Source organism: Pedobacter vanadiisoli (genome assembly GCF_042684385.1).
Lineage (GTDB): Bacteria > Bacteroidota > Bacteroidia > Sphingobacteriales > Sphingobacteriaceae > Pedobacter > Pedobacter vanadiisoli.
In genome coordinates this window covers 112382-135692 of sequence record NZ_JBHULL010000005.1, presented here as the reverse complement: position 1 = coordinate 135692, position 23311 = coordinate 112382, and the positions used below count along the sequence as shown (strand labels likewise).

Genomic DNA, 23311 nt, shown 5'->3' with positions numbered 1-23311 from the left:
GTACACGTAAAATACTATTTTCAACCAAATTTAATAGCCTTCTGATCACCTGCCAGAAGGCTTTTTCTTTTAACGGCGATGTGGGAGTATTTAAAAATTCAATAAAATTTTTTAATTCAAATAAATAAACGTTAATTAGACATTTATTTATTGTTATGAGCAAAGCAAACTATGTAATTGGAGTAGATTACGGGTCAGATTCTGTCCGGTCTGTTCTAGTCGATACCGCAAACGGGAAAGAATTAGCCTCGTCGGTTTTTCTTTATCCAAGATGGCAGAAAGGTTTATATTGTAAACCCGCTGTTAATCAGTTCCGCCAGCATCCCTTAGATTATATTGAAGGTTTAACCCACACCATAAAAGACTGCCTGGCCAAGGCCGGCGGAGCAGAAATTGCACCTTTAGTAAAAGGTATTTCGGTTGATACAACCGGTTCCAGCCCGGTTGCTGTTGATGCAACAGGTACCCCTCTTGCTTTAACAAAAGATTTTGAAGAGAATCCAAATGCCATGTTTGTACTTTGGAAAGACCATACCTCAGTTAAAGAAGCGGCAGAAATTAATGAACATGCTACAAAATTCAGCACCAATTACCTTAAATATGTTGGTGGAATTTATTCTTCAGAATGGTTCTGGGCTAAATTGTTACATATTTTAAGAGTTGATTCAAGTATTAAAAAAGCAGCAGCATCATGGGTTGAACACTGTGACTGGATTCCGTTTTTACTTTGTGGTGGAAAAGATATAAAAGAAATGAAACGCAGCCGTTGTGCTGCTGGCCATAAAGCACTTTGGGCCGAAGAGTTTAACGGTCTTCCACCTGAAGATTTCTTTAGCAGCCTTGATCCTATTTTAGCTGGCTTTAGGGATAAACTTTTCGTAGATACCTATACTTCTGATATCGCTGCAGGAACCCTGAGTGAGGAATGGGCATCAAAATTGGGTTTAAGTACCGATGTGGTGGTGGGTGTAGGCGCGTTTGATGCACACATGGGAGCCGTTGGCGGTCAAATTGAACCCTATTACCTGAGTAAAGTAATGGGTACCAGTACCTGCGATATATTGGTGGCCCCTAACCAGGATCTGGATGGCAAACTGATCAGCGGTATCTGTGGACAGGTAAATGGCTCGGTAATTCCAGGTATGGCCGGATTAGAGGCCGGACAATCGGCTTTTGGCGATGTGTATGCCTGGTTCAAAAATTTAATCAGCTGGCCTTTAAATCATTTGCTAAGTGAATCTGATTTAATTGATGAGGCAACAGCAATTGCTTTGAAAGATGAATTGGAAGGGAAAATTATTGCAAACCTGAGCAAACAGGCCGAAGCTTTGGAAGATGTGGATTATGCCGAACTCGCTATAGACTGGTTAAATGGCAGGAGAACACCTGATGCCAACCAGGAATTAAAAGGTGCAATAACCGGATTGGGGCTGGGAACCGATGCGCCAAGGTTTTTCCGTGCGTTGGCTGCAGCAACATGTTTTGGAGCCAAAGCCATTGTAGATCGCTTTAAAGAACAGGGGGTTCCGGTAAAAGGTATTATAGGAATCGGTGGTGTAGCTAAAAAGTCAGCATATATTATGCAAATGATGGCTGATGTATTAGAAATGCCAATCAGGATTCACCGTTTCGAACATACCTGTGCTTTAGGTGCGGCCATGTTTGCTGCAGTGGCAGCAGGTATTTATCCAAATATCGAAGCAGCTATGATAGCCATGGGAACAGGCTTTGAAAAAGAATACAAACCAAATGTGAAAAAGCAAAAGCTTTACCGTCAGCATTATCAGCAATATTTAGGTCTGGGTCGTTACCTGGAGAAATACAATAAAAAAGAAGTAAAACCTTATTTATCATGAGCAATTATCAGGATATAAAAGTGCAGGCCTATCTGGCCAATATGCAATTGCCCAAATTGGGATTAGTACTATTTACTTTTGGTAATGTAAGTGCTGTAGATCGTGCTAAAGGTGTTTTTGCCATTAAACCGAGCGGTGTTCCTTATGAAGATTTATCTCCGGATGATATGGTGATTGTGGATTTCGACAGTAATGTCGTTGAAGGCCGTTTAAGGCCGTCGTCTGATACTAAAACCCACGCCGTTCTGTATAAACATTGGGAAGATATTGGCGGCATTGTGCATACACATTCTACCTATGGTACGGCCTGGGCACAGGCACAAAAAGCGATTCCTATTTTTGGTACCACACATGCCGACCACTTAACGGTAGATATTCCATGTGCCCCACCCATGGCAGATGAAATGATCAAGGGGAATTATGAGTATGAAACAGGTTTCCAGATTATAAATCATTTTGAAAATTTAGGGCTGAGTTATAAAGAAGTCGAAATGATTTTAGTCGGAAATCACGCGCCTTTTACCTGGGGTAAAACTGCTGAAAAAGCGGTATATAATAGTGCCGTATTGGAAACTGTTGCACAAATGGCACTGCTAACACAACAGATTAACCCCCAGGCCCCGAAATTAAAAGATTCGTTAATTAAAAAGCACTTTGAACGGAAACACGGCGACGGTGCTTATTACGGACAGGAATAATTCGCGAGTATATTGCCGGGTTTAACATGGTTAGGTTTACCTCGGTAACCTAAACCTGATTGAAGTGAACATGAGCCCAACCGCAGGTAGGCGAATAAAACGGAAAGCAGGACTAGCCTAACCCATGAAAAACAGAACCTTGCTTTTCAAAAAAAAAGAAAATGTATAGCGGTCTGTGAGCACACAGGCTACAGAAAAGAATTGAATAAATTAAAAATAACATAAGTAGTAATGATTGATTTAAAAAAATTACAAGTTTGGTTTATTACCGGCACACAGCATTTGTACGGAGAAGAAACCTTAAAACAAGTGGCAGATCATGCAAAACAAGTTGCCGATTCCTTAAACCAAAATGGAAATATTTCAGTTTCTGTGGTTTATAAACCGATAGTAAAAACAACGGAAGAGATTTTCGAAACTTTACAAAAGGCCAATACCGATGAAAATTGTATTGGTGTAATTACCTGGATGCATACTTTTTCTCCAGCTAAAATGTGGATAAGGGGATTAAATGTACTGCAAAAACCTCTATTACATTTACATACGCAGTTTAACCGCGATATTCCGTGGAATACCATCGATATGGACTTTATGAACCTGAACCAAAGTGCTCACGGTGACCGCGAATTCGGCTTTATAGTTAGCCGCATGCGTAAAGACCGTAAGGTAGTTGTAGGACATTGGCAGGATGAAGAAGTGGCAAAACAGATTGATACCTGGTGCAGGGCCGCTGCCGGATGGAATGACTGGCAAGGTGCCAAATTTGTACGTTTTGGCGATAATATGCGTTACGTGGCAGTTACAGATGGCGACAAAGTAGAAGCAGAAATGAAATTTGGTTTTGCAGTAAATACCTATGGTATAGGTGATTTAGTGGCCGTAATTAATGGAATAAGTGAAGAATCTATTCAGGCATTGTTAAAAGAATACGAAGAGACTTACGAAATGGCTGCTGATTTAAAAGCTGGCGGGGCCAGACATTCGTCTGTTTACGAGGCTGCTAAAATTGAACTGGGTTTAAGAAAATTCCTGGAAGATGGTGGCTTTAAAGGTTTCTCTGATACTTTTGAAGATCTGCACGGCATGATCCAACTACCAGGAATTGCGGCACAACGGTTAATGGCCGATGGTTATGGTTTTGCCGGTGAAGGCGATTGGAAAACTGCAGCTTTGGTGCGTGCCTGCAAAGTAATGGGTGCTGGTCTGTCTGGTGGAAACGCATTTATGGAAGATTATACATATCACTTCGATCCTTCAAACTCAATGGTGTTAGGTTCGCACATGCTAGAAGTTGATGCTTCACTGGCAAGTGGTAAAGCAAGTCTTGAAGTTCATCCTTTAGGTATTGGCGGTAAAGCAGATCCTGCGCGTTTGGTATTTAATGTTGCCGGCGGCGATGCCTTAAACGCATCTCTGATTGATATGGGTAACCGTTTTCGTTTACTGGTGAACGAAGTAAAAGCTGTTGAGGCCGAGCATGATTTACCGAACTTACCGGTAGCCCGCGTGCTTTGGAAACCATTACCTGACATGAAAACAGGCTGTGCAGCCTGGATTTATGCCGGTGGTGCCCACCATACTGCCTATAGCCAGAATTTAACTACCGAACATTTATCGGATTTTGCTAATATTGCCGGCTTGGAATATGTAAATATCGGTGCTGACACCAAAATCAATCAGTTCAGAAATGAATTGCATTGGAATGAGGTTTTTTATAAATAACCTTAATAAATAACAGGTTAACAACTTGTTGTGTCCTAAATAAGGATTTGTTATTCCCCTGAACCTGCCGAAAATTCTGCCATACCTTGAGCAGGATATTTTCGGCAGGTTCAACCTGATTTTTTTATAGAAAACTGTTAACAAATTTTATAGGCTGGATTTATTCCTGAAACTTTCATTTTAAACGCTACTACATACTTTTCCAAACAATTAATGTATTGGGAAAAAATTACCTTGTATATTTGCGCTTTAAAATAACACCATGAATAAAATCACTGCCTGTTTAGTTACTTTAATTTTTGCTACTTGTATGTTTACAGCCTGTAAACAAGAGAGAAAACTTCCTTTTTATGGTGAGCGTCATGCCGAAACCGTTAGAGATGCTGCCGGGATAGAAAAAATTGATACGGTCTATCAAACCATCCCTGATTGGTCTTTCTTAAACCAGGATAGCGTTATGACAACGAACAAGGTAACGGATGGTAAGGTTTATGTAACCGATTTCTTTTTTACTTCATGCACCACCATCTGCCCTACCATGCATCGCAATTTAATGACGGTTTATAATGATTTTAAGGCAAATCCTGATGTCATGTTTGTATCATATACTATCGATTTTAAATACGATAAACCTCATGTTTTAAAAAAATATGCGCAAAAACTAGGGGTCGATGGTCCGAAATGGCAGTTTCTTTATGGTACAAAAGATAGCGTATATACATTAGCCGAAAAGAACTATTTGGTGGCTGTTGGAGAAGACAGTACCGCTAAAGATGGTTATATTCATCAAGGGTACCTCGTTTTAATTGATAAAGATAGGCGTATTCGCGGCGCGTATGATGGTACTAAGCCAGAACAGGTGGCGCAATTAAAAAAGGATATTCCGGTTTTATTAGCGGAATATAAAAAGTAGCATTGTAATTTTATTTGTTATTTTCCATGCGCAGGTATCTCATCTATTCAATCTTTTTTCTTTCCATTATAGGCATCATAGTATCTTGCCAAAACCAAGAGACCATTGACTTGCAAAACTACATGTCGAACGGAAAAGATATTTATAAAGCCAAATGTCAAAACTGTCATGGTGAAAATGGTGAAGGGCTTGGCCAACTTGCGCCTCCCCTAACCGATTCCGTTTTCCTCAAGGCAAATAAAACACGTTTAGCCTGTTTTATTAAAAACGGAGCCAATGAATCTTTGATCATTCACGGAAAAGAATATAAGGAGAAAATGCCTGCATTTCCAGAACTGGCAGATATTGATGTGGCGCAGGTAATGGTTTATATTACCAATTCATTTGGCAATAAGCAGGGATTTGTACCTTATACGCAGGTTTCAAAAGATTTGCAGAACTGCAAATAAAAATCGTGATCCCCAATTTACTTATTCATTATATTGTGCTTCTCTTTTTAGAAAGAACCCATTAAGTTTTACAGGATTGACCTTAAGCACTACAGTTTTTACCATACAATGTTGTGTTTAATACAACGCATTCCCTGGATTTCTATTAAAAGTTATGGCAACTGATCTCAAAGTTCGCCTGCTTCGTCGCAGCATTTCCGATGTTGGTCTCAATTGCTAAAAAACGGCCTTAAGCGGATATATTTTTGTGTTGGATAGCACTATAGACACAAATTTATTCGCCATGAGCAGATACATCAAATACATTGTCGTAATCATCTTGCTTATTGCATCCCATGCAACTGAGGCTCAGAATATACCCCAGGTTTGGGATCTGAAAACCTGCATTGAGTATGCCAAAGAAAAAAATATAAGCATTAATACTTTAAAGCTAACTTCCCAGACTGCTGAACAGGACTTAATAGCTTCAAAAGCTGCAGTACTGCCAAATTTAACCGGAAATGTATCGCAGGCCATTACCAATTATAAATCTGGTCTGCAGAATACCAGCGGTTTTGGCATAAGTTCGGATATTACGCTATATAATGGAAGTTATTTAAAAAACGATATCAAAGCGAAAGAGCTTAGCTTGCATGCTGCAAACTTATCTGTAGAAGCAGCCAAGAACGACATCACCATTTCCATTACTCAGGCCTACCTTAATATTCTGCTGGCCAGAGAAAATATTACCTATTTAAAAGATTTGTTAAACACCAGCGAGGCGCAGGTTAAACAATCTGAGCAGCAGTTTAAATTCGGAACTATTGCTAAAAAAGATCTTCTACAATTACAAGCTACCTATGCCAACGATAAATATACGCTGGTTGCCGCTCAAAACACCTTACAGCAGAATATTTTAACCTTGAAACAACTGTTGCAATTACCTACAGCAACCCCTTTTGAAATAAGTACAACCGATACAATAGCGGTAGCACCGGCATTAGATAATTTAGCTTCGGCACAGGACAAGGCATTACATACCCGTCCGGAAGTTAAAAGTGCCGAATTGAATATTCAGCTTCAAACCACCGAACTGGCCAAAGCCAAATCTACCTTACGTCCGACTTTAAGTTTAGGCGGATCGTTAAACACGGGTTATAACAACAATAACGTGGGAGGTTATGGTTACCAACTGAACAATAGTTTTTATCAAAATCTGGGTTTAACATTATCAATCCCAATTTTTGATAGAAAAGTAACCAAAACCAATGTGGCAAAAGCCAATATAGGCATTGAACAGGCGCGTTTAGCACTTTTGGATACCAAAACAACGCTGACACAAAATGTAGAACGGGCTTACATCAACGTGCAAAATGCCAATAGCCAATATGAAGCCGCACAAGAGCAGTTTAATTATACCGGCGAAGCTTTGCGGATTTCGAATGCAGCCTTAAAAGAAGGCACCAACAATATTGTAGAAAACCTGCAGCAGAAAAATTTATATGTACAGGCTTTACAGGCTTTTATTCAGGCCAAATATACCGCCAGCCTTTACACTAAGATCTATAATTTTTATACGGGTGTACCTATTACCAATTAAATGCATAATGAAGGCTATTACCCGCTCTATTTAATATTTGAATTATGAAAAAGAAAACAATATTTATTATAATCAGTATCTCAGCTGCATTAGTTGCAGTTTGGTACTTTGCTTTGCGCAAAAAAGAACAAGTGCTCGTTCTTCAGACCGAAAAACCTAAAATAGGTTACATTTCTGAAAATGTTACAGCAACAGGCAAGGTTCAGCCGGTTGATACGGTGGCTGTAGGTACCCAGGTTTCTGGAACCATTAAAACCCTATACGCCGATTTTAACTCGAAGGTTAAAAAAGGTGAACTATTGGCCGAACTGGACAAAACCTTGTTCGAGGCTGCCGTGAATCAATACCAGGCCAACCTCGTAAGTGCCCAAAGTGCATTGGTTTACCAGCAGGGCAATTTTAGCCGGCAAAGTAACCTGTATAAAGTTGGTGCAGTGAGCAAAGCTGATTATGATAATGCACTTTACACCTATAATGCCTCAAAAGCATCTGTTAACAGCATTAAGGCGCAGCTTGCCTCCGCACAAAAGAACCTTTCGCTGGCCAGTATTTATTCACCTATTGACGGGACTGTTCTGTCCAGAAGCGTGAGCGAAGGCACCACCGTAGCGGCCAGTTTCAGTACACCAACCATTTTCAGTATTGCTAAAGACCTTACCAAAATGCAGGTAGAAGCTTCTGTAGATGAGGCTGATGTAGGCGACATCACAAAAGGCGAAAGGGCAACTTTTACCGTAGATGCCTTTCTGAACGATACTTTTAAGGGTACCATCCAGGAAATCAGGTTAAGTCCGTCGGTATCATCTAATGTGGTTACCTACAAAACCATTATCAATACCTCGAACGATGCAAACAAGCTTAAACCGGGCATGACAGCAAATATTACCATTTTTGCCAAAGAAGTAAATAATGCACTTCTTATTCCAACCAAAGCCATTAAATTTTCGCCAGACTCTACTTTAGCAGGCAAATATCAAATGACCTGGGTTAATCCCGACAGGAAACCTGCAGGCGCAGACGAGGCTTACGTTTGGGTACAAAAAGGCCCGAAAATGCTGATTCAGAAAAAAATTAAAACCGGTATAAACGACAATACACATGTTGAAGTTTTATCCGGCTTAACAACGCAAGATATAGTTATTACAGGTTCACAAAGCATGGGCAAAAGTGCAGCAGCAACCCAAGGTCAATCTAGTCCGTTTATGCCAAAACGCCCAGGAGGTAACAGAAGAAGATCATGAAACAGAAAATATTGGACATCAGCGATTTAAAACGAGATTTTGTAATGGGCGATCAAACCGTTAGGGCCTTAAAAGGAATCACTTTTGATATAAAATCCGGCGAGTTTGTAACCATTATGGGCAGCAGCGGATCGGGCAAAACTACGCTTTTAAACATACTGGGCTGTTTGGACAAACCTTCTGGCGGCAGCTATCTGCTTGATGGGGTTGATGTAAAAAGCTTAGACCGCGATGAACTGGCCGGTTTGCGTAATACTAAAATTGGTTTTGTTTTTCAGGCCTATAACCTGTTGCCAAGAACATCTGCTTTGGAAAATGTAGAACTGCCTCTTTTCTACAACAAAACCATTACTGCGGAAGAACGCAAAGAAAGGGCCATTAAATCGCTCGAATCGGTTAAGCTGGCCGAGCGCTTCGATCACACCCCAAGTCAGCTTTCAGGCGGACAGCAACAACGTGTAGCCATTGCAAGGGCTTTGGTAAATCATCCCGTTATGATTTTGGCCGATGAGGCTACCGGTAACCTGGATACCCGCACCTCTTATGAGATTATGGCTTTGATGCAGGAATTAAATGCGGAGGGAAAAACCATTGTTTTTGTAACCCACGAACCAGATATAGCGGCCTTCAGCACCAGAACCATCATGCTTAGAGATGGTAAAATCCAAAAAGACAGCATTAACCAGAATCAGCGTTCGGCCAAAGAGGCACTGGCCAGTTTACCAGAAACAGACGATTATTAATTAAAAAGGTCATGAGCATTATAAATTTATTGAGGATTGCCTTTAGGGCACTAAAAAGAAATAAGCTACGTGCTTTTTTAACCATGTTGGGCATTATTATCGGTGTTGCAGCAGTAATTGCCATGATGGCCATTGGTGAAGGCTCGAAACAGAGTATCAGGTCTCAGTTATCAGGTATGGGGTCAAATATGATTACCATTATGCCCCAAAGTAACGAGCCCGGTGGTGTACGTTTACAGGGAAGCAGCATTCAGACCCTGAAACTGCAAGACATTACAGCCATTAAAAAACTGCAGTCTAAAAACATAAACGGACTATCTCCCGTGGTTTCTACCAGCGGACAGGCTATAAAAGGGGGCTATAACTGGCCAACCACCATTACCGGGGTGAGTCCCGATTATTTAAATATCCGTCAGTTAAAACTTCAGGATGGTATTCTCTTTTCCGAAAACGACGTGAAACGTTTCGCCAAGGTTTGCCTTTTGGGTAAAACTGTAATCGATAATTTATTTCCTGATGGAAGCAATCCTATTGGTCAGATTATCAGGTTTAAAAACATTCCTTTTCAGGTAATCGGTACTTTAGTACCTAAAGGGCAAAGTAATTTCGGACAGGATCAGGATGATATTATCATTGCGCCTTACACCACTGTACAAAAGAGGATTACGGCTACCAATTACCTGCAAAGTATTTATGCCTCTGCAACCACTGAAGCTTTGAGCGATGCGGCAACCACCGAAATTTCGAATGCAATACGGGAAAGTCACAGGTTAACCGCGGCAGAAACTGATGATTTTCAGGTACGTACACAGGCCGAATTAATCAGCACCATCAGCTCTACCAGTAGTATGCTTACCGTTCTTTTAACTGCCATTGCAGGCATTTCGTTGTTTATAGGTGGTATTGGAATTATGAATATCATGTACGTTTCAGTTACTGAACGAACACGTGAGATAGGTTTACGAATGTCTATAGGTGCCCGCGGACAGGACGTTTTAATGCAATTTTTAATAGAGGCCGTTTTAATCAGTATCACCGGTGGTGTTATAGGGGTTGTTTTGGGGGTAAGTTCTGCTTATCTTATCTCCTACTTCTTGAACTGGCCCATTTTAATAGCCGAATCGTCGATCGTAATTTCCTTTGTGGTATGTGCCATCACCGGTGTTTTCTTTGGTTACTACCCGGCAAAAAAAGCATCCAATTTAGATCCGATTGATGCATTAAGATATGAATAACAACCAGTACCTGGGTGCAGGGTTATGCTATGCCAGACTGCTATGGCCTTAAAATATTTAATGTCATCGCCCCGGATAAATTCAGCTTGATGAAAACGCTGAAAGAACATAATAAATAATAACTTAGTGATGCAAAGCGCCAAAGAAAAAATAATGACGATTAATTTCTCCAAAAAGTGGATAAAAATTTCACTGCACATATTGGTATGGGTGGTTTTAATCACACTACCATATATTGTTAATGTGAACAGAAGCCGCCCGCCGCGTCCATTAAATAACGATGAGGAAACACAGTTTTTACGCTTAAATTTCATCAATTACTTTTACCTGATCGCTGTATTTTATTTAAACAACAAAGTTTTAATACCATCATTCTTTTATAAAAAGAGATATGTATGGTACGGTTTATTGTTTATCGGTTGTTTACTCCTGTCTATTAGCATTCATTCTATATTATTCAGGATTTTACTGCCCGATCTTAATTTCAACCTCGGCAGAACCCTTTGGTTTAACACCCCTTCTTTTTTATTGACCATTGCAGCCAGCACCGCTTTTACGATGATTTCTGATCGTATTAAGGAAGAAAAACGATCTTTACAGCGCGAACAGGAAAATATGAAGACAGAACTTTCTTTTCTGCGTTCACAGATCAGTCCGCATTTTATTTTCAATGTGCTCAACAATATTGTGGCACTGGTAAGGTTAAAAAGCAACGAATTGGAACCCACTGTAATGAAATTATCGGGTTTGATGCAGTATATGCTGTACGAAACCGATGAAGAAAAGGTTTCAATCAAAACAGAAACAGAATATCTGCAGGCTTATATCGATCTTCAGGAACAACGTTTCGGCAAAAAAGTAGCGGTAAAAGCAAACATTGAAATTGAAAGTGAGTTTGATGAAATAGAGCCGATGTTGTTGATACCATTTATCGAAAATGCCTTTAAACACGGTGTCGCGATGATCGAAAGGCCAGAGATATTTATTGATTTAAAAACAGAAGATGAGTTTTTGACCTTTGTGGTGAGAAATAAATTCAACGAAGATGAAAATGAAATAAAAGATGGCGCATCGGGCATAGGCCTTGCAAATGTGAGCCGGCGCTTAAATCTGCTATATGGAAAAAACCATCACCTGGAAATTGAAAAAGAAAATGGCTGGTTTAATGTAAACCTCAGTTTAAAATTAACCGTATGATAAAGTGTCTAGCCATTGATGATGAGCCTTTGGCCCTGCAGTTACTCGCTGATAACATTAGCCGTATTCCGTTTTTACAGTTGGTAGCCAGCTGTGATGATGCTTTTGCAGCCAATAAGATTATGCAGGAACAATCGATAGATCTCATTTTTATAGATATCCAGATGCCTGGTATTACCGGGTTACAGTTTATACAAAGTTTGATCAAAAAACCCATGGTGATTATTGTAACCGCCTATAAACAATATGCTTTAGATGGTTTCGCACTTGATGTGATAGATTATCTGATGAAACCCGTATCACTAGAGCGTTTTATGAAAGCCTGTAATAAGGCAAAAGATTTTTACGAGCTTAAACAAGCTGCCAAAAATACCAGCCTCCCCAAGCACGATTACATGTTCGTAAATGTGGGCTACAGTTTAATGAAGATCAGTTTCGGCGACATTACCTATATTGAAGGACTCAAAGATTATATCCAGATCCATACTTCAATCAGCCCTAAGGCCGCGGTGGTACGCATGAGCATGAAAAATGTAGAAGATCAGTTACCACCGTATTTTGAGAGGATCCATAAGTCCTTCATCATAAATATCAACAAAATAACTGCAATCCGGAAAAATTCATTATTTATCGCAGAAAAGGAATTACCTGTAAGTGAAACTTATAAACAGGTAATCGAAAAGTTGTTAAAATAAGTACATTTAAGAGATACAGTAACTGAAGAAATATTGCGACCTAAATTCCTTAAACCGTTTTTACTTCATCTTCACTATAATCCTTAATATCAGTAATATACCCATTTACCAAAAGAAAATCGAATAAAGGTTTTGCCTCGGTTGTAACCGGCATATTTGCAGTGGTAATTACCTGATTGGTCTTTTTATCGAGAAATGGATAGGCAAATAGGCGTACATTGGTATTAAACATATCGTTCACATAGCTCAACAACTGGCCCGAATAGTTTTCACCAGTAAAATTCTTCGAGTTAAATACAAACTTCAAGTTGTTTATATTCGTTGCTAAACCAACACTTTTCGGTTTACATCTTGCTAGATATTTTGCCAAACGGTTATGTCTCGTAAAATTAGAAACAATTACAATATTTCCTGTGTCGCACATTTCCTGAGTACGCCTGGCAACGCTTTCAAGATCTACATCATCAGGGGTTTCCTGTGCATCTGTTAAAACGTTAGTAAGCAATACCTCTATCATTACTGCCAAATTCCCTTCCTCTACTTTGTTGGTTCGTTTAAACTGGTCAGTAGCTTTATTGAATAAGTTGAAGTTAGGCAACGATTTCTGGCCGTATTTGGTACGCAGGATCATGATGTCTTTCTTGTACAAAAGATCTTTAGCCTGCCGCGGATGTGCATCTGCATCAAAAATAGCCGCTGCAGAGAAATCTTTCATAATCATATAGAGATTGAGCAAGATATTATCCACACTAGGGAATGCCGGACCTTTAACCGAAATCAGGTCAATTTCTACCGAACCGATGGTTAAGTTGTCTGCCAGCGATTCTACCATCAATTTGGGGTCCTGATAATGGTAAAAAGCCGCATAAAGCAAATTTACACCAATAATGCCCAAAACCCGTTGTTGCATGTTTACGTCGGTATCTAGCAAACGTACATGAAAGAATATTTCGTTTGGAGAGCCACCCGGATCACTTTGAAAACGGAGCCCAACCCAGCCATGTGGTTCGTTGGTGCGTTTGTAATTCAGTGTGGTAACGGTATCGGCAAAGGCAAAAAAAGTACGGCTTTCGTATTTCTCGCCTGATAAACGCTCGTTGAGCAAACCAAATTCATGATCAAGCATCCTTAAAAGCCGGTTCTGGCTTACATAGCGCCCATTGGTTTCAGCTCCATAGATAGCGTCGCTAAAAGTCATGTCGTAGGCCGACATGGTTTTGGCAACCGTTCCAGATGCGGCGCCAGCATTAAAAAAGTTTCTTGAAACTTCCTGCCCTGCCCCGATCTCGGCAAAAGTACCGTAAATCCGCGGGTCGAGGTTTATTTTTAAAGCTTTACGTTTAGTGTCCAGAATTTCTCTCTCCATGCCGCAAAAGTACAAAAAATGCCATTAAGGTAATTTTATGAATGTAACTTAAAATCGATCTAAATACTGCGCCCTTTCTATCGGTCATCTCTACCAAGGCGTCATCTCAACTGAAGCGCAGCGAAATGGAGAGATCTATGTTTTAAGGCTAAACAGCAGATTTCTCCACTACGGTCAAAAGGACGGTCTGGAAGTAAAAAAATAAGGTTAATGCCATCCAGCATTAACCTTATAAAACCTAAACCTAAATTATTATGAAACCTACATCAGGCACTCCAATCACATCTACCCTTCATCGGCCTGATGTAAGCTTCATAATCTCTAAAAAAAACTAAACTATTATGAAAAATTCCCTCAGGGAATATCTTTATTACGATACTACAATTTCTCTGTGCTGTAATTTAGCATCGTCTTTTTTGCTCACATTAATCGATAAGATACCATCTTTATATTCAGCGGTAATGTTATCTCCATCGGCACTATCAGGTAAATTAAATGATCTCGCAAATGAGCTGTAATCAAATTCTTTACGTGTAAAATCTTTAGCTACCTGGGTCTCATCTTTTTTAACTTCGGCCCAAACTGAAAGCGTATCTTTTTTTAAATTAATCTGAAAATCTTCTTTTTTTAAACCTGGCGCAGCCAATTCGATCACGTAAGCATGTTCATTCTCGTAGATGTTCACATTTGGCGATTTATCAACCATTTTATTTTTACTGATCGCATCGCTAAACAATGAATCAAAAACATTGTTAAAGTAAGGAGCCGTGTTACGTGTTCTGTTGTTAAAATTTACTAGTGTCATATCGTTTATTCTTTAATTTTTAAATTGATAATACACCATATTCAACTTATGTACCAAACCAAATATTTATGATTTTAAAGACATTTTGGCAAAATAAATCAAAAAACAAAGACAAATTGGCAGTTTTAAAGTCTTTTTCAGACAAATTCAACTATAAAACCAATATTCATTTACGTTTTATAGATTTTGATATGATGGGGCATGTAAACAATTCCGTTTATTTTACTTATCTCGAAATTGCAAGAACAAAATATTGGGAAGAAATCATAAAATGGGATTGGAAAAAAACCGGTATCGTGATTGCCCATGCAGAGCTTGATTATATTTTACCTATTGTAATGGATGATAAGATTGCCGTTCATGTAAAAACATCAAGAATTGGTACTACAAGTTTCGATCTTGATTACCAGGTTGTTAAATTAACAGGAAATGAAGAAGTAATCTGCAGCAAAGGAAAAACAGTTTGTATTGCCCTTGATTATAATACAGGCAAACCCACCGCTATTCCGGAAGAAGAAAAACAGAAAATGCTGGATTTTGAACAATTGTAAAAAAAGTAAATCGTCATCTCGGCTGAAGCGCAGCGAAATTGGAGAGATCTACATCAAAAGTATTCATGAGACAGATTTCTCGACTACGTTGCACTCCGCTCGAAATGACGGCAATCTTTCGGTGTTTACGAAGAACTAGAAACATCAGGCATAATCTTCCCTGGATTTAATATCCCATTCGGATCGAAAACTTTTTTAATCCCCCGCATTAAATTAAGATGGATTTCGGAATATTTAATCGGCATAAACTCTTTCTGCACCAAACCTATTCCATGTTCACCAGATAGAGTTCCGCCCAGAGCCGTGGTTAATTCAAATATTTCTGCAATACCAAACTTAAGTTTGTTTTTCCAATCATCGTCACTCATTCCGGCCTTAATGATGTTTACATGTAGGTTTCCATCTCCGGCATGTCCGTAACAAACACTTTCGAAACCATATTTTAAACCAATTTCCTTAATCCCTTTAATTAATTTTGGCAAGGCTGCACGTGGCACTACTGTATCTTCTTCCTTATAAACTGAATTAGACTTAACAGACTCGGCCATGGTTCGGCGCATACGCCAGAGTTCTTCTTTTTGGGCGGCCGTATCTGCAAATAAAACCTCTGTGCAGTTATGATCTTCCAAAACGATATTGGTTTTTTCGCAGTTTTTAAAAATATCGTCCAGGTCATCTCCATCAAATTCAATCATCAACAGTGCTGCGACATCATTTTTTAAATCAAACTTTATATCATCGAATTTAATTACCCATTCCACACCTTTCCGCTCCATAAATTCTAAAGCAGATGGTGTAACGCCTGCCTTGAAAATAGCCGAAACGGCAGCACAGGCATCTTCATTGTTACTAAAAGAGCCCATCATTAAAACCGATTGAGTAGGCTTAGGTAAAAGCTTGGTCACAATTTTAGTCACCACACCCAAAGTGCCTTCAGAGCCGATCATCATTTGGGTTAAATTATAACCCGATGCATATTTCAGGGTATTTGCACCTGTCCAGATAATGTCGCCATTCGGCAACACCACTTCCAGGTTCAGTATATATTCTCTGATCGTTCCATATTTTACCACCCTTGGTCCACCAGATCCATGAGCCACGTTACCACCAATAAAGCAAGAACCTTTGCTGCTTGGATCAACCGGGTACAGCAATCCTTTTTCTCCCACTGCATTGATAAATTCTTCGGTAATTACCCCTGGTTCAACAATGGCCTGTAAATTTTCGGTATCAATGTCGATAATGGCCTTAAATTTTTCCATTGATAAGGAAACACCACCGTAAACAGGAAGGGCTGCACCGCTCAGCCCCGTACCACCTCCCCTTGGGGTTACCGGAACATGGTTTTTATTGCAGATTTTCAATAAAGCAGAAATTTCTTGCGGAGAAGTTGGTTTCACAACAATTTCCGGCTGGTAATGCAAATCTTCTGTTTCGTCGTGACTGTAACGATCTAAACTTTCTGCATCAGTAAAAACTTTTTCTGCTCCGATTGCAGCTTTAATTTCTGCTAAAATTTCAGGATTTATTTTTGTAAAGGTCATTTTATTTGGCTGATGTATAAGATAGTTTAACGAATGAATGCCCGATCTGGCCCGGCATAGGCGGATTTAATTTTTTAATACTGACCTGAACAGTTTCTACAAAAGGATACAGCTTAATTACTTTTGAAATCATATTATTCAAAACCGTTTCCAAAAGTTTCTGTGTATTTTTCATTTCTGCAAGAATGATATTGTTCAGTTCCTCATAGTTTACCGTTTGTGCCAGCTCATCATCAAAGCCCTGTGGTGTAAATTCTGTTTCCAGATCTACAACAAAATGATTTCCGGTTAGTTGCTCTTCTGGGTAATACCCATGTAAGGCAAAGCATTTTACATCTTTTAAAGCTACGGTTTGTTTGAAATGGCTCATGTTTGTGCTGTAAGCTGCAAAAATAATTTTTTATTCACGAATATAATGCCCCTTGCCGTAAATTGTTACCTTTGAAATTAACGCGATTTCTTAACCAGATAACACGAAATTACATGAGCAAATCAGCAAAAAAAGACCTTTACGAAGCGCCAGATTATTATTTATTAGATGAATTGTTAACTGACGAACATAAATTGATCCGTGCAACAGCCAGGGATTGGGTAAAAAAAGAAGTTAGCCCCGTAATTGAAGATTATGCACAAAAGGCAGAATTTCCAAAGCATTTAATAAAAGGCCTGGCTGATATCGGTGCATTCGGACCAACTATACCGGTTGAGTACGGTGGTGCAGGTTTAGATTATACTGCTTATGGAATTCTAATGCAGGAAATTGAACGCGGTGATTCTGGCATCCGCTCTACTGCATCTGTTCAGGGTTCGCTGGTGATGTACCCGATTTACACCTATGGTACAGAAGAACAGCGTAAAAAGTACCTGCCAAAACTGGCCAGCGGCGAAATGATGGGCTGCTTTGGTTTAACAGAACCTGATCATGGCTCTAACCCTGGTGGAATGGTAACGAACATTAAAGATGCAGGAAGTCATTATATATTAAATGGTGCCAAAATGTGGATCAGCAATGCCCCTTTTGCAGATATTGCGGTGGTTTGGGCCAAAGATGAATCGGGCAAGATTAGAGGAATGGTAGTAGAACGCGGCATGGAAGGGTTTTCGACCCCCGAAACGCATAATAAATGGAGTTTACGTGCTTCTGCAACGGGCGAACTGGTTTTCGACAACGTTAAAGTGCCAAAAGAGAATGTTTTTCCTGAAATAAGCGGATTAAAAGGTCCATTGGGTTGTTTAAACCAGGCCCGCTATGGCATTGCCTGGGGGGCATTGGGCGCTGCAATGGATTGTTATGATACCGCTTTACGTTATTCAAAAGAACGTGTACAGTTCGGCAAACCCATTGGCGGTTTCCAGTTGCAGCAAAAGAAACTGGCCGAAATGGTGACCGAAATTACCAAGGCCCAGCTGTTGGTTTGGCGTTTGGGTGTATTAAAAAGTGAGAACAGGGCTTCGGCCGAGCAGATATCGATGGCCAAAAGAAACAGTGTAGAAATTGCACTTGATATTGCCCGCAATGCCCGCCAAATGCTTGGTGGTATGGGCATTACCGGCGAATATTCGATTATGCGCCACATGATGAACCTAGAGTCGGTAGTAACATACGAGGGTACACACGATATACATTTACTGATTACGGGAATGGACGTAACGGGATTAAACGCTTTTAAATAAGACAGGTTGAAAGATTTTAGGATTTTCATGATAAGAGTTAATTAAATAAGATACATGGATATTGAAGATTAAACTTATCGAGTAAATGGCTTGTGTTTAATTTAGAAAACTATCATTTATCATAAGCTAAAAATTATATTGTAGCCTATAATTTCAATGTGGGATTATTGATTAATTTTGCCGCAACAAGTCTCCAATTTAAAAAGATATATAATCCTACAATAAATAAATATAGATCAGGATTAAATAAGACCTAAGGATTGGGATGATATAAACTTAATCTTAACTAATAAATTAATTGGATTTGATTTTCTTGAACTGTGATCATGAAAATCTTTAAATCCTAACAAGCACGATACAGAATGGACTTTAAAAAATACACCTACATACCTGCCCCACCTGAAGAAGTTTATTTAGCCCTTACCAAAGATATCAGCATAAAATTATGGACAGGAGCCGAAGTAGAATTTGAAGAAATACCTGGCACCGAATTTTCTTTCTGGGATGGTGATATTACCGGTAAAAATATCGAATTTATTTACGGCAAACAGATTGTACAACAATGGTATTTTGGCGAAGAAAATGAACCCTCTATCGTAACCATTAAACTACATGAAGATAAAAAAGGGACCTCACTGGAATTTAGACAAACCAATATCCCTGACGAAGATTATGAGGATTTTACCGAAGGGATCCAGGAATATTATATAGGTGGACTGGTAGATTTTTTCGACGAATAAAGCAAAATCAAAAAAATGAAAATTAAAATTATCGCTCTTTCATCTTTACTTTTCTTTACCACCTTTACTTCTTGCACCTCTTATCTTACCCCTGCAATTCTTGGCAATAATATGGGCTATATGCCAAAAGCAATGGTTGCAGACAGCGTTAAAACATTAATGCATGTATCAGCAAGTTATGCCTCCTCCATTTCTCCCAGTGCCGGCACTAATTTTTCAATTGGAATGGCAAATGTAAACCGGTCGAACACTTTCGAAAAATGGAACATCTCTTATGGTATTTTTGGTTATGCCGGAAGGGCATCCGGAGGGGATATTGATAATAGTCCCAAAAATTTAAAAAATTACTTACCTCCATTCAGGAAATCAGTTGGTGGTGCAGGCTTAAGGCTTTCTGCCGGACCTCACCGCAGTTCATCTAATGGAAATACAGATTTCAGGTATTTAAACATTGAAAATGCGCTTAGTTTTGAGAGCGGAGACTATGCAAAGTTTAGAAAGGAGGTTTACAACGGCCCTATTACAGATTATGTAGCTGTTACAAACATGAAAGTCCTTTGGACCACCGGAATATCTAACGAGATCGTATGGAGGGCAAGAAACAATCACGATTTCAGGCATGCTTTCAGGCTTTTTATTGGAGGTACACCTAACTTCAAAAGTAGTTTCAGATCTGGAGCCGAAACAAATGAAATCATCAGGGGGAAAAATTCGCTGGGCTGGATTTTTAATTACTTCTTGTACATCAAACGCTTTTCGCTTTCCTATGAATTGGCTGATAACGTGAACTATGCACAAAAAATAAGTTTCGGCTATTCATTTCAATAAAACATAATAGATCAGTTACTGTTCTGATATAAATAAAATATTATGAACAGAACATTGGGACTTATATTGATCGTTGTGGGCATTGCTATGCTCATCTGGACAGGTTTTACCTATACAAAAAAAGAAAAACTAGTTGATGCTGGCCCTATTCAAATATCTGCTGACAGAGAAAAGTCAGTTAATTGGCCACCATATGCAGGCGGGATTATTTTGATTGCCGGGGTAATTGTATTTGTGGTATCCAAAAACAGGAAATAACATCCGAGATCTTTCCTGCGATCGTAACAATTAAATTCAGTAATCACCTGAATATCACATCTTTTTGCTAGGACTTTAAAGAATTGATTTACAATTAGTTAAAATTGAGTTAAAATATTTACGCAACATAGTTGCAAAATTATTGCTCTTTATTTTGCAACTATGTTGCAATTAACTAACTTAGTGCTGTTGCAACCGGGGATAAGCCGAAACCCCGTAACCACCAGTAGGCATCAACATTAATCAATTATTTTATGAAAAATCAATCAGAAAAAATCACCTTAAGCCTAGAAGACCTTCAATTAGAGAGTTTTGTAACCAGCATTGACAGCGAAGTGGCCATGCGTTTATCAGGCGGTTTGGGTAACCTATCTGAACCTACCCACACTGAACAAACAGATGATCATCACACTCCTCCTGTTAGATGTACCACAGTTATCTGTTAATTGATAATGGTGTTTTCATCTCAAGGCGCTTTAGGGCGCCTTGTTTGTTTAAGAACCATCACAAAGCCTGCTTTAATCAATAACCTGATCTGCTTAACTACTTTGTTTTCTAGCTCAATGGAAGGTTTTTCAGGTGGATTTTCTTCAAAAAGAAGAGCTTGAATTGACTTTACAAGCTCCACTCCTGTTAATCTTTTCTTAGCAATTGCATTTAAAATCATAGCGGCAAACACACCTACATTTAACTCTTTTATTCCACTCCCTTCACTGATCAGTAAAAGAACATTTTGATCGTTTAAATCATCGTGGTGATGATAAAGTTCTATATGCCCGCTTAAGCCAAAAGATTGGGCCATCAAAGCCTGATCGGTTATAGAAAGGCTTTCGTTGGACATTTTATACAAATACTTGCATTTCTGTTCGAAACTGAAATAGCCTTTGTGCTGTTTCCATAAGTCAACCAGCTTGTTTTCCAAATCGAATATTTTTTGAGTTTTTATATTATTGGATGCCAATACCAGCAATTCCAGTTTCATTTTAAACTCATTGATATCCTTCACATCAAAAACTTTTGAATCAACAACTTTTAATTGCTCTAACGTTCTTGCGTAATATTTTGAAAAAACTGATTTTTTAATTGATTTTTTGTTGTATTTGCCTCTAAAAACAGATTCCCCATAGTTTTTAGGTAATGCTGGTGTTAATATGCTGTTGATATTTTTATTATTCAAAACATTCAGGATGATATAACCAACACCCGATTTTCCGGAGAGTAAGCCATAATCGTCACATCCGCATGAAACGTAGCCATTATAACTATTCGTTTTTTGGTAAAGCATCCTGGCTTTATCCAGGATCAAAACAATTTGAGCTTTCATCTCATGGCTTAGTAAAAGTGGAATCATACCACAGTAACCACTCACCAAAGTAAAATCTGTGCGGTCTAACTTCTCCAAATCATCCAAACACCGTTGAAGCGCACTGCTGCAGCTTAATCGGTATTGTTTCTGTTTTGTAAGTTGCAGTGCCATTTGCCTTGTAATACCAGCGCCGGCCGCACCATGGGCCCAGGCATTTACATCGGTCATTTCAGGTAAAAAGGTTTGCAGTTTCCACTCATGTACATCGGCCTTATTTAAGCGGTGTGGCCCAAGGCGCAGATCTAACCAGTTTTTGGCTCCGCTGTCATAATATTGCATCTCATATTTTAAGGCTTCTTCCGCAAGATAGATCAATCCGGTAGCTTTAAAATATTGTGCAACCTGCATTAAAACCCAGGCGATACCAGCTGCGCCATGCGAAAAACCAGTCATGCTATCATAAGCTTTTTTTGAACTGGAATAATCCCATTTTAAACCCTGTTCTGATATGCGCGCTTCAGTAATCAGCCTATCAATCAATAAACTAACCATGCTTAACACCTCTTTATCATCGGTATGATGGTAAAGCGAGGTCAGCATCAATAAATTACCGCTATAGCCGCTTAAAAGATCTGCCTTCGATAAACCTTCTGTTAATCCCTGTTTATGGATCAAACTAAGTTCAAGTGCTTTTCCCTTGTAAAAAGTATTGCCGGTAACCTCAAAAACCTTTAAACAGGTATAAATTACACCACCTAATCCGGTATAAAGTGCAAAAAACTTTGGATGCTGTACGGCATCGGCATTTAAGATGCGGTGCATCCCTTTACCCACTATCTTTAAGTGATCGATGTTCCCATCAAATCGGTATAATTCCAAAAAGAACAGGATGATGCCGCAGTTACCATTAAAAAGATCATAACTTTCCCTAAACTCATACTCATCCGGGTTGATGTAAAATGGCGTTTGCCACCAGATTTCCTGTTCATTTTCTTTAAAAGCGGAAATTAATTCGCCATAAATTTCATAAAGCTGAGCTTTCAGTCTTTCGGTCTCTTCTACAGTAAACATTTCAGAATTGCTGGATTGAATTTTCATGTATAAACCGGAGGCATACGGTAATAACATACATGATATAAGCCTCCTCATCATTAGAAATACCCAAACGGTTATTGTTCATATGCATAAAGCTGGAAATCACCTGAAATACCTTATCTTTCTCAAAATCAACATTTTGATACAAACAAATTACTTTAGTAGTTTTTGACAGGTATTCCATTAAATTATCATCCACAATACCTTGGTCAAGTTGTTGCCAAAACTGCTTACCTGCCTGGAGCGTTTGATTTTTCATCGGATCAAAAACCTTCTCAAACTGGCTTAACCAAAATATACGCTGTTCTTCCTTGGGATCAGTGGGGTTGTACAATTTTGGCAACCAACCTTCTAAAAAGAAATTACAAACATCCTTCAATGCTTCATTATCCCATTTTAAAGTATGAAGTAAGATGAGGTGCAGTTTTATCGCTTGGGTAACGGCCGACTGATTTCGCTCTCTTTTTACAAACCAATTCAATATATATTGAGACGAACATTCAAAATATTGTTCGGCCCAGGTTATACTTTCATAATTTCCGTACCTCTCTATTTCTGGTTCATAGCGGGCAGTCTGAATAGTTTTAACAGCTGCATTGCCCGAACTTAACGTTTTAATGATAGACTCATGTTCATTCTCTGCTGCTTTTAACCTCAAACGGATATGATTCCCTCCGTCCCAATAACGGATAAAAAACCAGGGCCTGTGCCATTGCCGGATAAAAGGATAAATAAGTTCTATCAAAATCCTGTCAGCATTTTCATGATAAAAAATGTATAATGACAACCATTTTTCTTTCTGCTCTTCCATAAGCC

23 protein-coding genes are annotated in these 23311 nt (G+C 39.0%); 17 read left to right on the top strand and 6 right to left on the bottom strand.

Going from position 1 to position 23311, the window contains the following annotated elements; genetic code table 11:
* Positions 1–155 precede the first annotated feature (155 nt).
* From ACFSR6_RS04455 to ACFSR6_RS04405, 11 genes are all read left to right on the top strand, one after another.
* On the top strand, positions 156–1856 hold the full coding sequence (locus ACFSR6_RS04455; RefSeq protein WP_379075506.1) for a ribulokinase: 1701 nt from the start codon (positions 156–158) through the stop codon (positions 1854–1856).
* Positions 1853–2554: an L-ribulose-5-phosphate 4-epimerase gene (locus ACFSR6_RS04450; protein WP_379075503.1), complete on the top strand. Its 702-nt coding sequence runs from the start codon at positions 1853–1855 to the stop codon at positions 2552–2554. The genes ACFSR6_RS04455 and ACFSR6_RS04450 overlap by 4 nt, the downstream gene beginning before the upstream one ends.
* A gap of 231 nt (positions 2555–2785) precedes the next feature.
* Positions 2786–4276 carry an L-arabinose isomerase gene (gene araA / locus ACFSR6_RS04445; RefSeq protein WP_379075500.1) on the top strand — a complete coding sequence of 497 codons (1491 nt, stop codon included), beginning with the start codon at positions 2786–2788 and terminating at the stop codon, positions 4274–4276.
* A gap of 262 nt (positions 4277–4538) precedes the next feature.
* Positions 4539–5189 carry an SCO family protein gene (locus ACFSR6_RS04440; protein ID WP_379075497.1) on the top strand — a complete coding sequence of 217 codons (651 nt, stop codon included), beginning with the start codon at positions 4539–4541 and terminating at the stop codon, positions 5187–5189.
* Positions 5190–5311: 122 nt separating this feature from the next.
* On the top strand, positions 5312–5638 hold the full coding sequence (locus tag ACFSR6_RS04435; RefSeq protein ID WP_229685093.1) for a c-type cytochrome: 327 nt from the start codon (positions 5312–5314) through the stop codon (positions 5636–5638).
* A 283-nt stretch (positions 5639–5921) separates the two neighbouring features.
* On the top strand, positions 5922–7217 hold the full coding sequence (locus ACFSR6_RS04430) for a TolC family protein (RefSeq protein ID WP_379075493.1): 1296 nt from the start codon (positions 5922–5924) through the stop codon (positions 7215–7217).
* Positions 7218–7261: 44 nt separating this feature from the next.
* Positions 7262–8458 (top strand): efflux RND transporter periplasmic adaptor subunit, encoded by a 1197-nt coding sequence (locus ACFSR6_RS04425; protein ID WP_379075490.1) that lies wholly within the window; start codon positions 7262–7264, stop codon positions 8456–8458.
* Complete coding sequence (locus tag ACFSR6_RS04420; RefSeq protein ID WP_379075487.1) at positions 8455–9201, top strand: ABC transporter ATP-binding protein; 747 nt, start codon at positions 8455–8457, stop codon at positions 9199–9201. The genes ACFSR6_RS04425 and ACFSR6_RS04420 overlap by 4 nt, the downstream gene beginning before the upstream one ends.
* A gap of 11 nt (positions 9202–9212) precedes the next feature.
* Positions 9213–10436, top strand: a complete 1224-nt coding sequence (locus ACFSR6_RS04415; protein WP_379075484.1) for an ABC transporter permease — start codon at positions 9213–9215, stop codon at positions 10434–10436.
* 129 nt (positions 10437–10565) lie between these two features.
* Positions 10566–11633, top strand: a complete 1068-nt coding sequence (locus ACFSR6_RS04410; protein ID WP_379075481.1) for a sensor histidine kinase — start codon at positions 10566–10568, stop codon at positions 11631–11633.
* On the top strand, positions 11630–12328 hold the full coding sequence (locus tag ACFSR6_RS04405) for a LytR/AlgR family response regulator transcription factor (RefSeq protein ID WP_379075478.1): 699 nt from the start codon (positions 11630–11632) through the stop codon (positions 12326–12328). The genes ACFSR6_RS04410 and ACFSR6_RS04405 overlap by 4 nt, the downstream gene beginning before the upstream one ends.
* Positions 12329–12377: 49 nt before the next feature.
* Here the strand turns inward: ACFSR6_RS04405 and ACFSR6_RS04400 are convergent, their stop codons facing one another.
* Both ACFSR6_RS04400 and ACFSR6_RS04395 read right to left on the bottom strand, forming a co-directional pair.
* Complete coding sequence (locus ACFSR6_RS04400) at positions 12378–13694, bottom strand: nicotinamide mononucleotide adenylyltransferase (protein ID WP_379075476.1); 1317 nt, start codon at positions 13692–13694, stop codon at positions 12378–12380.
* Positions 13695–14064: 370 nt separating this feature from the next.
* Positions 14065–14499 (bottom strand): Hsp20/alpha crystallin family protein, encoded by a 435-nt coding sequence (locus ACFSR6_RS04395; protein WP_379075473.1) that lies wholly within the window; start codon positions 14497–14499, stop codon positions 14065–14067.
* A gap of 68 nt (positions 14500–14567) precedes the next feature.
* Between ACFSR6_RS04395 and ACFSR6_RS04390 the strand changes: the two genes are divergently transcribed.
* Positions 14568–15050 carry an acyl-CoA thioesterase gene (locus ACFSR6_RS04390; protein ID WP_379075470.1) on the top strand — a complete coding sequence of 161 codons (483 nt, stop codon included), beginning with the start codon at positions 14568–14570 and terminating at the stop codon, positions 15048–15050.
* Positions 15051–15175: 125 nt separating this feature from the next.
* Here the strand turns inward: ACFSR6_RS04390 and ACFSR6_RS04385 are convergent, their stop codons facing one another.
* Complete coding sequence (locus ACFSR6_RS04385) at positions 15176–16594, bottom strand: FAD-binding oxidoreductase (RefSeq protein WP_379075467.1); 1419 nt, start codon at positions 16592–16594, stop codon at positions 15176–15178.
* 1 nt (position 16595) lies between these two features.
* Positions 16596–16964 (bottom strand): dihydroneopterin aldolase, encoded by a 369-nt coding sequence (gene folB, locus ACFSR6_RS04380; protein ID WP_379075465.1) that lies wholly within the window; start codon positions 16962–16964, stop codon positions 16596–16598.
* Between the two features lie 113 nt (positions 16965–17077).
* On the opposite strand from folB, the gene ACFSR6_RS04375 reads away from it, so the two are divergent.
* The 5 genes from ACFSR6_RS04375 (at position 17078) to ACFSR6_RS04355 (ending at position 20540) form a co-directional block, all read left to right on the top strand.
* Entirely contained in the window at positions 17078–18268 is a 1191-nt protein-coding gene (locus tag ACFSR6_RS04375; RefSeq protein WP_379075462.1) for an acyl-CoA dehydrogenase family protein, read from the top strand.
* 362 nt (positions 18269–18630) lie between these two features.
* Positions 18631–19008 (top strand): SRPBCC domain-containing protein, encoded by a 378-nt coding sequence (locus ACFSR6_RS04370; protein WP_379075459.1) that lies wholly within the window; start codon positions 18631–18633, stop codon positions 19006–19008.
* Positions 19009–19023: 15 nt separating this feature from the next.
* Positions 19024–19836: a hypothetical protein gene (locus ACFSR6_RS04365; RefSeq protein ID WP_379075456.1), complete on the top strand. Its 813-nt coding sequence runs from the start codon at positions 19024–19026 to the stop codon at positions 19834–19836.
* A 42-nt stretch (positions 19837–19878) separates the two neighbouring features.
* On the top strand, positions 19879–20094 hold the full coding sequence (locus tag ACFSR6_RS04360) for a hypothetical protein (RefSeq protein WP_379075453.1): 216 nt from the start codon (positions 19879–19881) through the stop codon (positions 20092–20094).
* A gap of 254 nt (positions 20095–20348) precedes the next feature.
* Positions 20349–20540 (top strand): pinensin family lanthipeptide, encoded by a 192-nt coding sequence (locus ACFSR6_RS04355; protein WP_183760636.1) that lies wholly within the window; start codon positions 20349–20351, stop codon positions 20538–20540.
* A gap of 20 nt (positions 20541–20560) precedes the next feature.
* Here the strand turns inward: ACFSR6_RS04355 and ACFSR6_RS04350 are convergent, their stop codons facing one another.
* Both ACFSR6_RS04350 and ACFSR6_RS04345 read right to left on the bottom strand, forming a co-directional pair.
* The gene (locus ACFSR6_RS04350) at positions 20561–22498 is read right to left on the bottom strand and encodes a lanthionine synthetase LanC family protein (protein WP_379075450.1); all 1938 of its coding nucleotides are present in this window, start codon (positions 22496–22498) and stop codon (positions 20561–20563) included.
* A complete protein-coding gene (locus ACFSR6_RS04345) occupies positions 22473–23306 on the bottom strand; it encodes a thiopeptide-type bacteriocin biosynthesis protein (RefSeq protein ID WP_379075447.1) in 834 nt (277 codons plus the stop codon). The genes ACFSR6_RS04350 and ACFSR6_RS04345 overlap by 26 nt, the downstream gene beginning before the upstream one ends.
* Positions 23307–23311: the final 5 nt, after the last annotated feature.

What these genes read in the sequence shown, in the direction of transcription:
- ACFSR6_RS04455 (WP_379075506.1), top strand. Translation starts at nt 156, where the DNA reads ATGAGCAAAGCAAACTATGTAATTGGAGTAGATTACGGGTCAGATTCT.
- ACFSR6_RS04450 (WP_379075503.1), top strand. Translation starts at nt 1,853, where the DNA reads ATGAGCAATTATCAGGATATAAAAGTGCAGGCCTATCTGGCCAATATG.
- araA (WP_379075500.1), top strand. Translation starts at nt 2,786, where the DNA reads ATGATTGATTTAAAAAAATTACAAGTTTGGTTTATTACCGGCACACAG.
- ACFSR6_RS04440 (WP_379075497.1), top strand. Translation starts at nt 4,539, where the DNA reads ATGAATAAAATCACTGCCTGTTTAGTTACTTTAATTTTTGCTACTTGT.
- ACFSR6_RS04435 (WP_229685093.1), top strand. Translation starts at nt 5,312, where the DNA reads ATGTCGAACGGAAAAGATATTTATAAAGCCAAATGTCAAAACTGTCAT.
- ACFSR6_RS04430 (WP_379075493.1), top strand. Translation starts at nt 5,922, where the DNA reads ATGAGCAGATACATCAAATACATTGTCGTAATCATCTTGCTTATTGCA.
- ACFSR6_RS04425 (WP_379075490.1), top strand. Translation starts at nt 7,262, where the DNA reads ATGAAAAAGAAAACAATATTTATTATAATCAGTATCTCAGCTGCATTA.
- ACFSR6_RS04420 (WP_379075487.1), top strand. Translation starts at nt 8,455, where the DNA reads ATGAAACAGAAAATATTGGACATCAGCGATTTAAAACGAGATTTTGTA.
- ACFSR6_RS04415 (WP_379075484.1), top strand. Translation starts at nt 9,213, where the DNA reads ATGAGCATTATAAATTTATTGAGGATTGCCTTTAGGGCACTAAAAAGA.
- ACFSR6_RS04410 (WP_379075481.1), top strand. Translation starts at nt 10,566, where the DNA reads ATGCAAAGCGCCAAAGAAAAAATAATGACGATTAATTTCTCCAAAAAG.
- ACFSR6_RS04405 (WP_379075478.1), top strand. Translation starts at nt 11,630, where the DNA reads ATGATAAAGTGTCTAGCCATTGATGATGAGCCTTTGGCCCTGCAGTTA.
- ACFSR6_RS04400 (WP_379075476.1), bottom strand. Translation starts at nt 13,694, where the DNA reads ATGGAGAGAGAAATTCTGGACACTAAACGTAAAGCTTTAAAAATAAAC.
- ACFSR6_RS04395 (WP_379075473.1), bottom strand. Translation starts at nt 14,499, where the DNA reads ATGACACTAGTAAATTTTAACAACAGAACACGTAACACGGCTCCTTAC.
- ACFSR6_RS04390 (WP_379075470.1), top strand. Translation starts at nt 14,568, where the DNA reads ATGATTTTAAAGACATTTTGGCAAAATAAATCAAAAAACAAAGACAAA.
- ACFSR6_RS04385 (WP_379075467.1), bottom strand. Translation starts at nt 16,594, where the DNA reads ATGACCTTTACAAAAATAAATCCTGAAATTTTAGCAGAAATTAAAGCT.
- folB (WP_379075465.1), bottom strand. Translation starts at nt 16,964, where the DNA reads ATGAGCCATTTCAAACAAACCGTAGCTTTAAAAGATGTAAAATGCTTT.
- ACFSR6_RS04375 (WP_379075462.1), top strand. Translation starts at nt 17,078, where the DNA reads ATGAGCAAATCAGCAAAAAAAGACCTTTACGAAGCGCCAGATTATTAT.
- ACFSR6_RS04370 (WP_379075459.1), top strand. Translation starts at nt 18,631, where the DNA reads ATGGACTTTAAAAAATACACCTACATACCTGCCCCACCTGAAGAAGTT.
- ACFSR6_RS04365 (WP_379075456.1), top strand. Translation starts at nt 19,024, where the DNA reads ATGAAAATTAAAATTATCGCTCTTTCATCTTTACTTTTCTTTACCACC.
- ACFSR6_RS04360 (WP_379075453.1), top strand. Translation starts at nt 19,879, where the DNA reads ATGAACAGAACATTGGGACTTATATTGATCGTTGTGGGCATTGCTATG.
- ACFSR6_RS04355 (WP_183760636.1), top strand. Translation starts at nt 20,349, where the DNA reads ATGAAAAATCAATCAGAAAAAATCACCTTAAGCCTAGAAGACCTTCAA.
- ACFSR6_RS04350 (WP_379075450.1), bottom strand. Translation starts at nt 22,498, where the DNA reads ATGAAAATTCAATCCAGCAATTCTGAAATGTTTACTGTAGAAGAGACC.
- ACFSR6_RS04345 (WP_379075447.1), bottom strand. Translation starts at nt 23,306, where the DNA reads ATGGAAGAGCAGAAAGAAAAATGGTTGTCATTATACATTTTTTATCAT.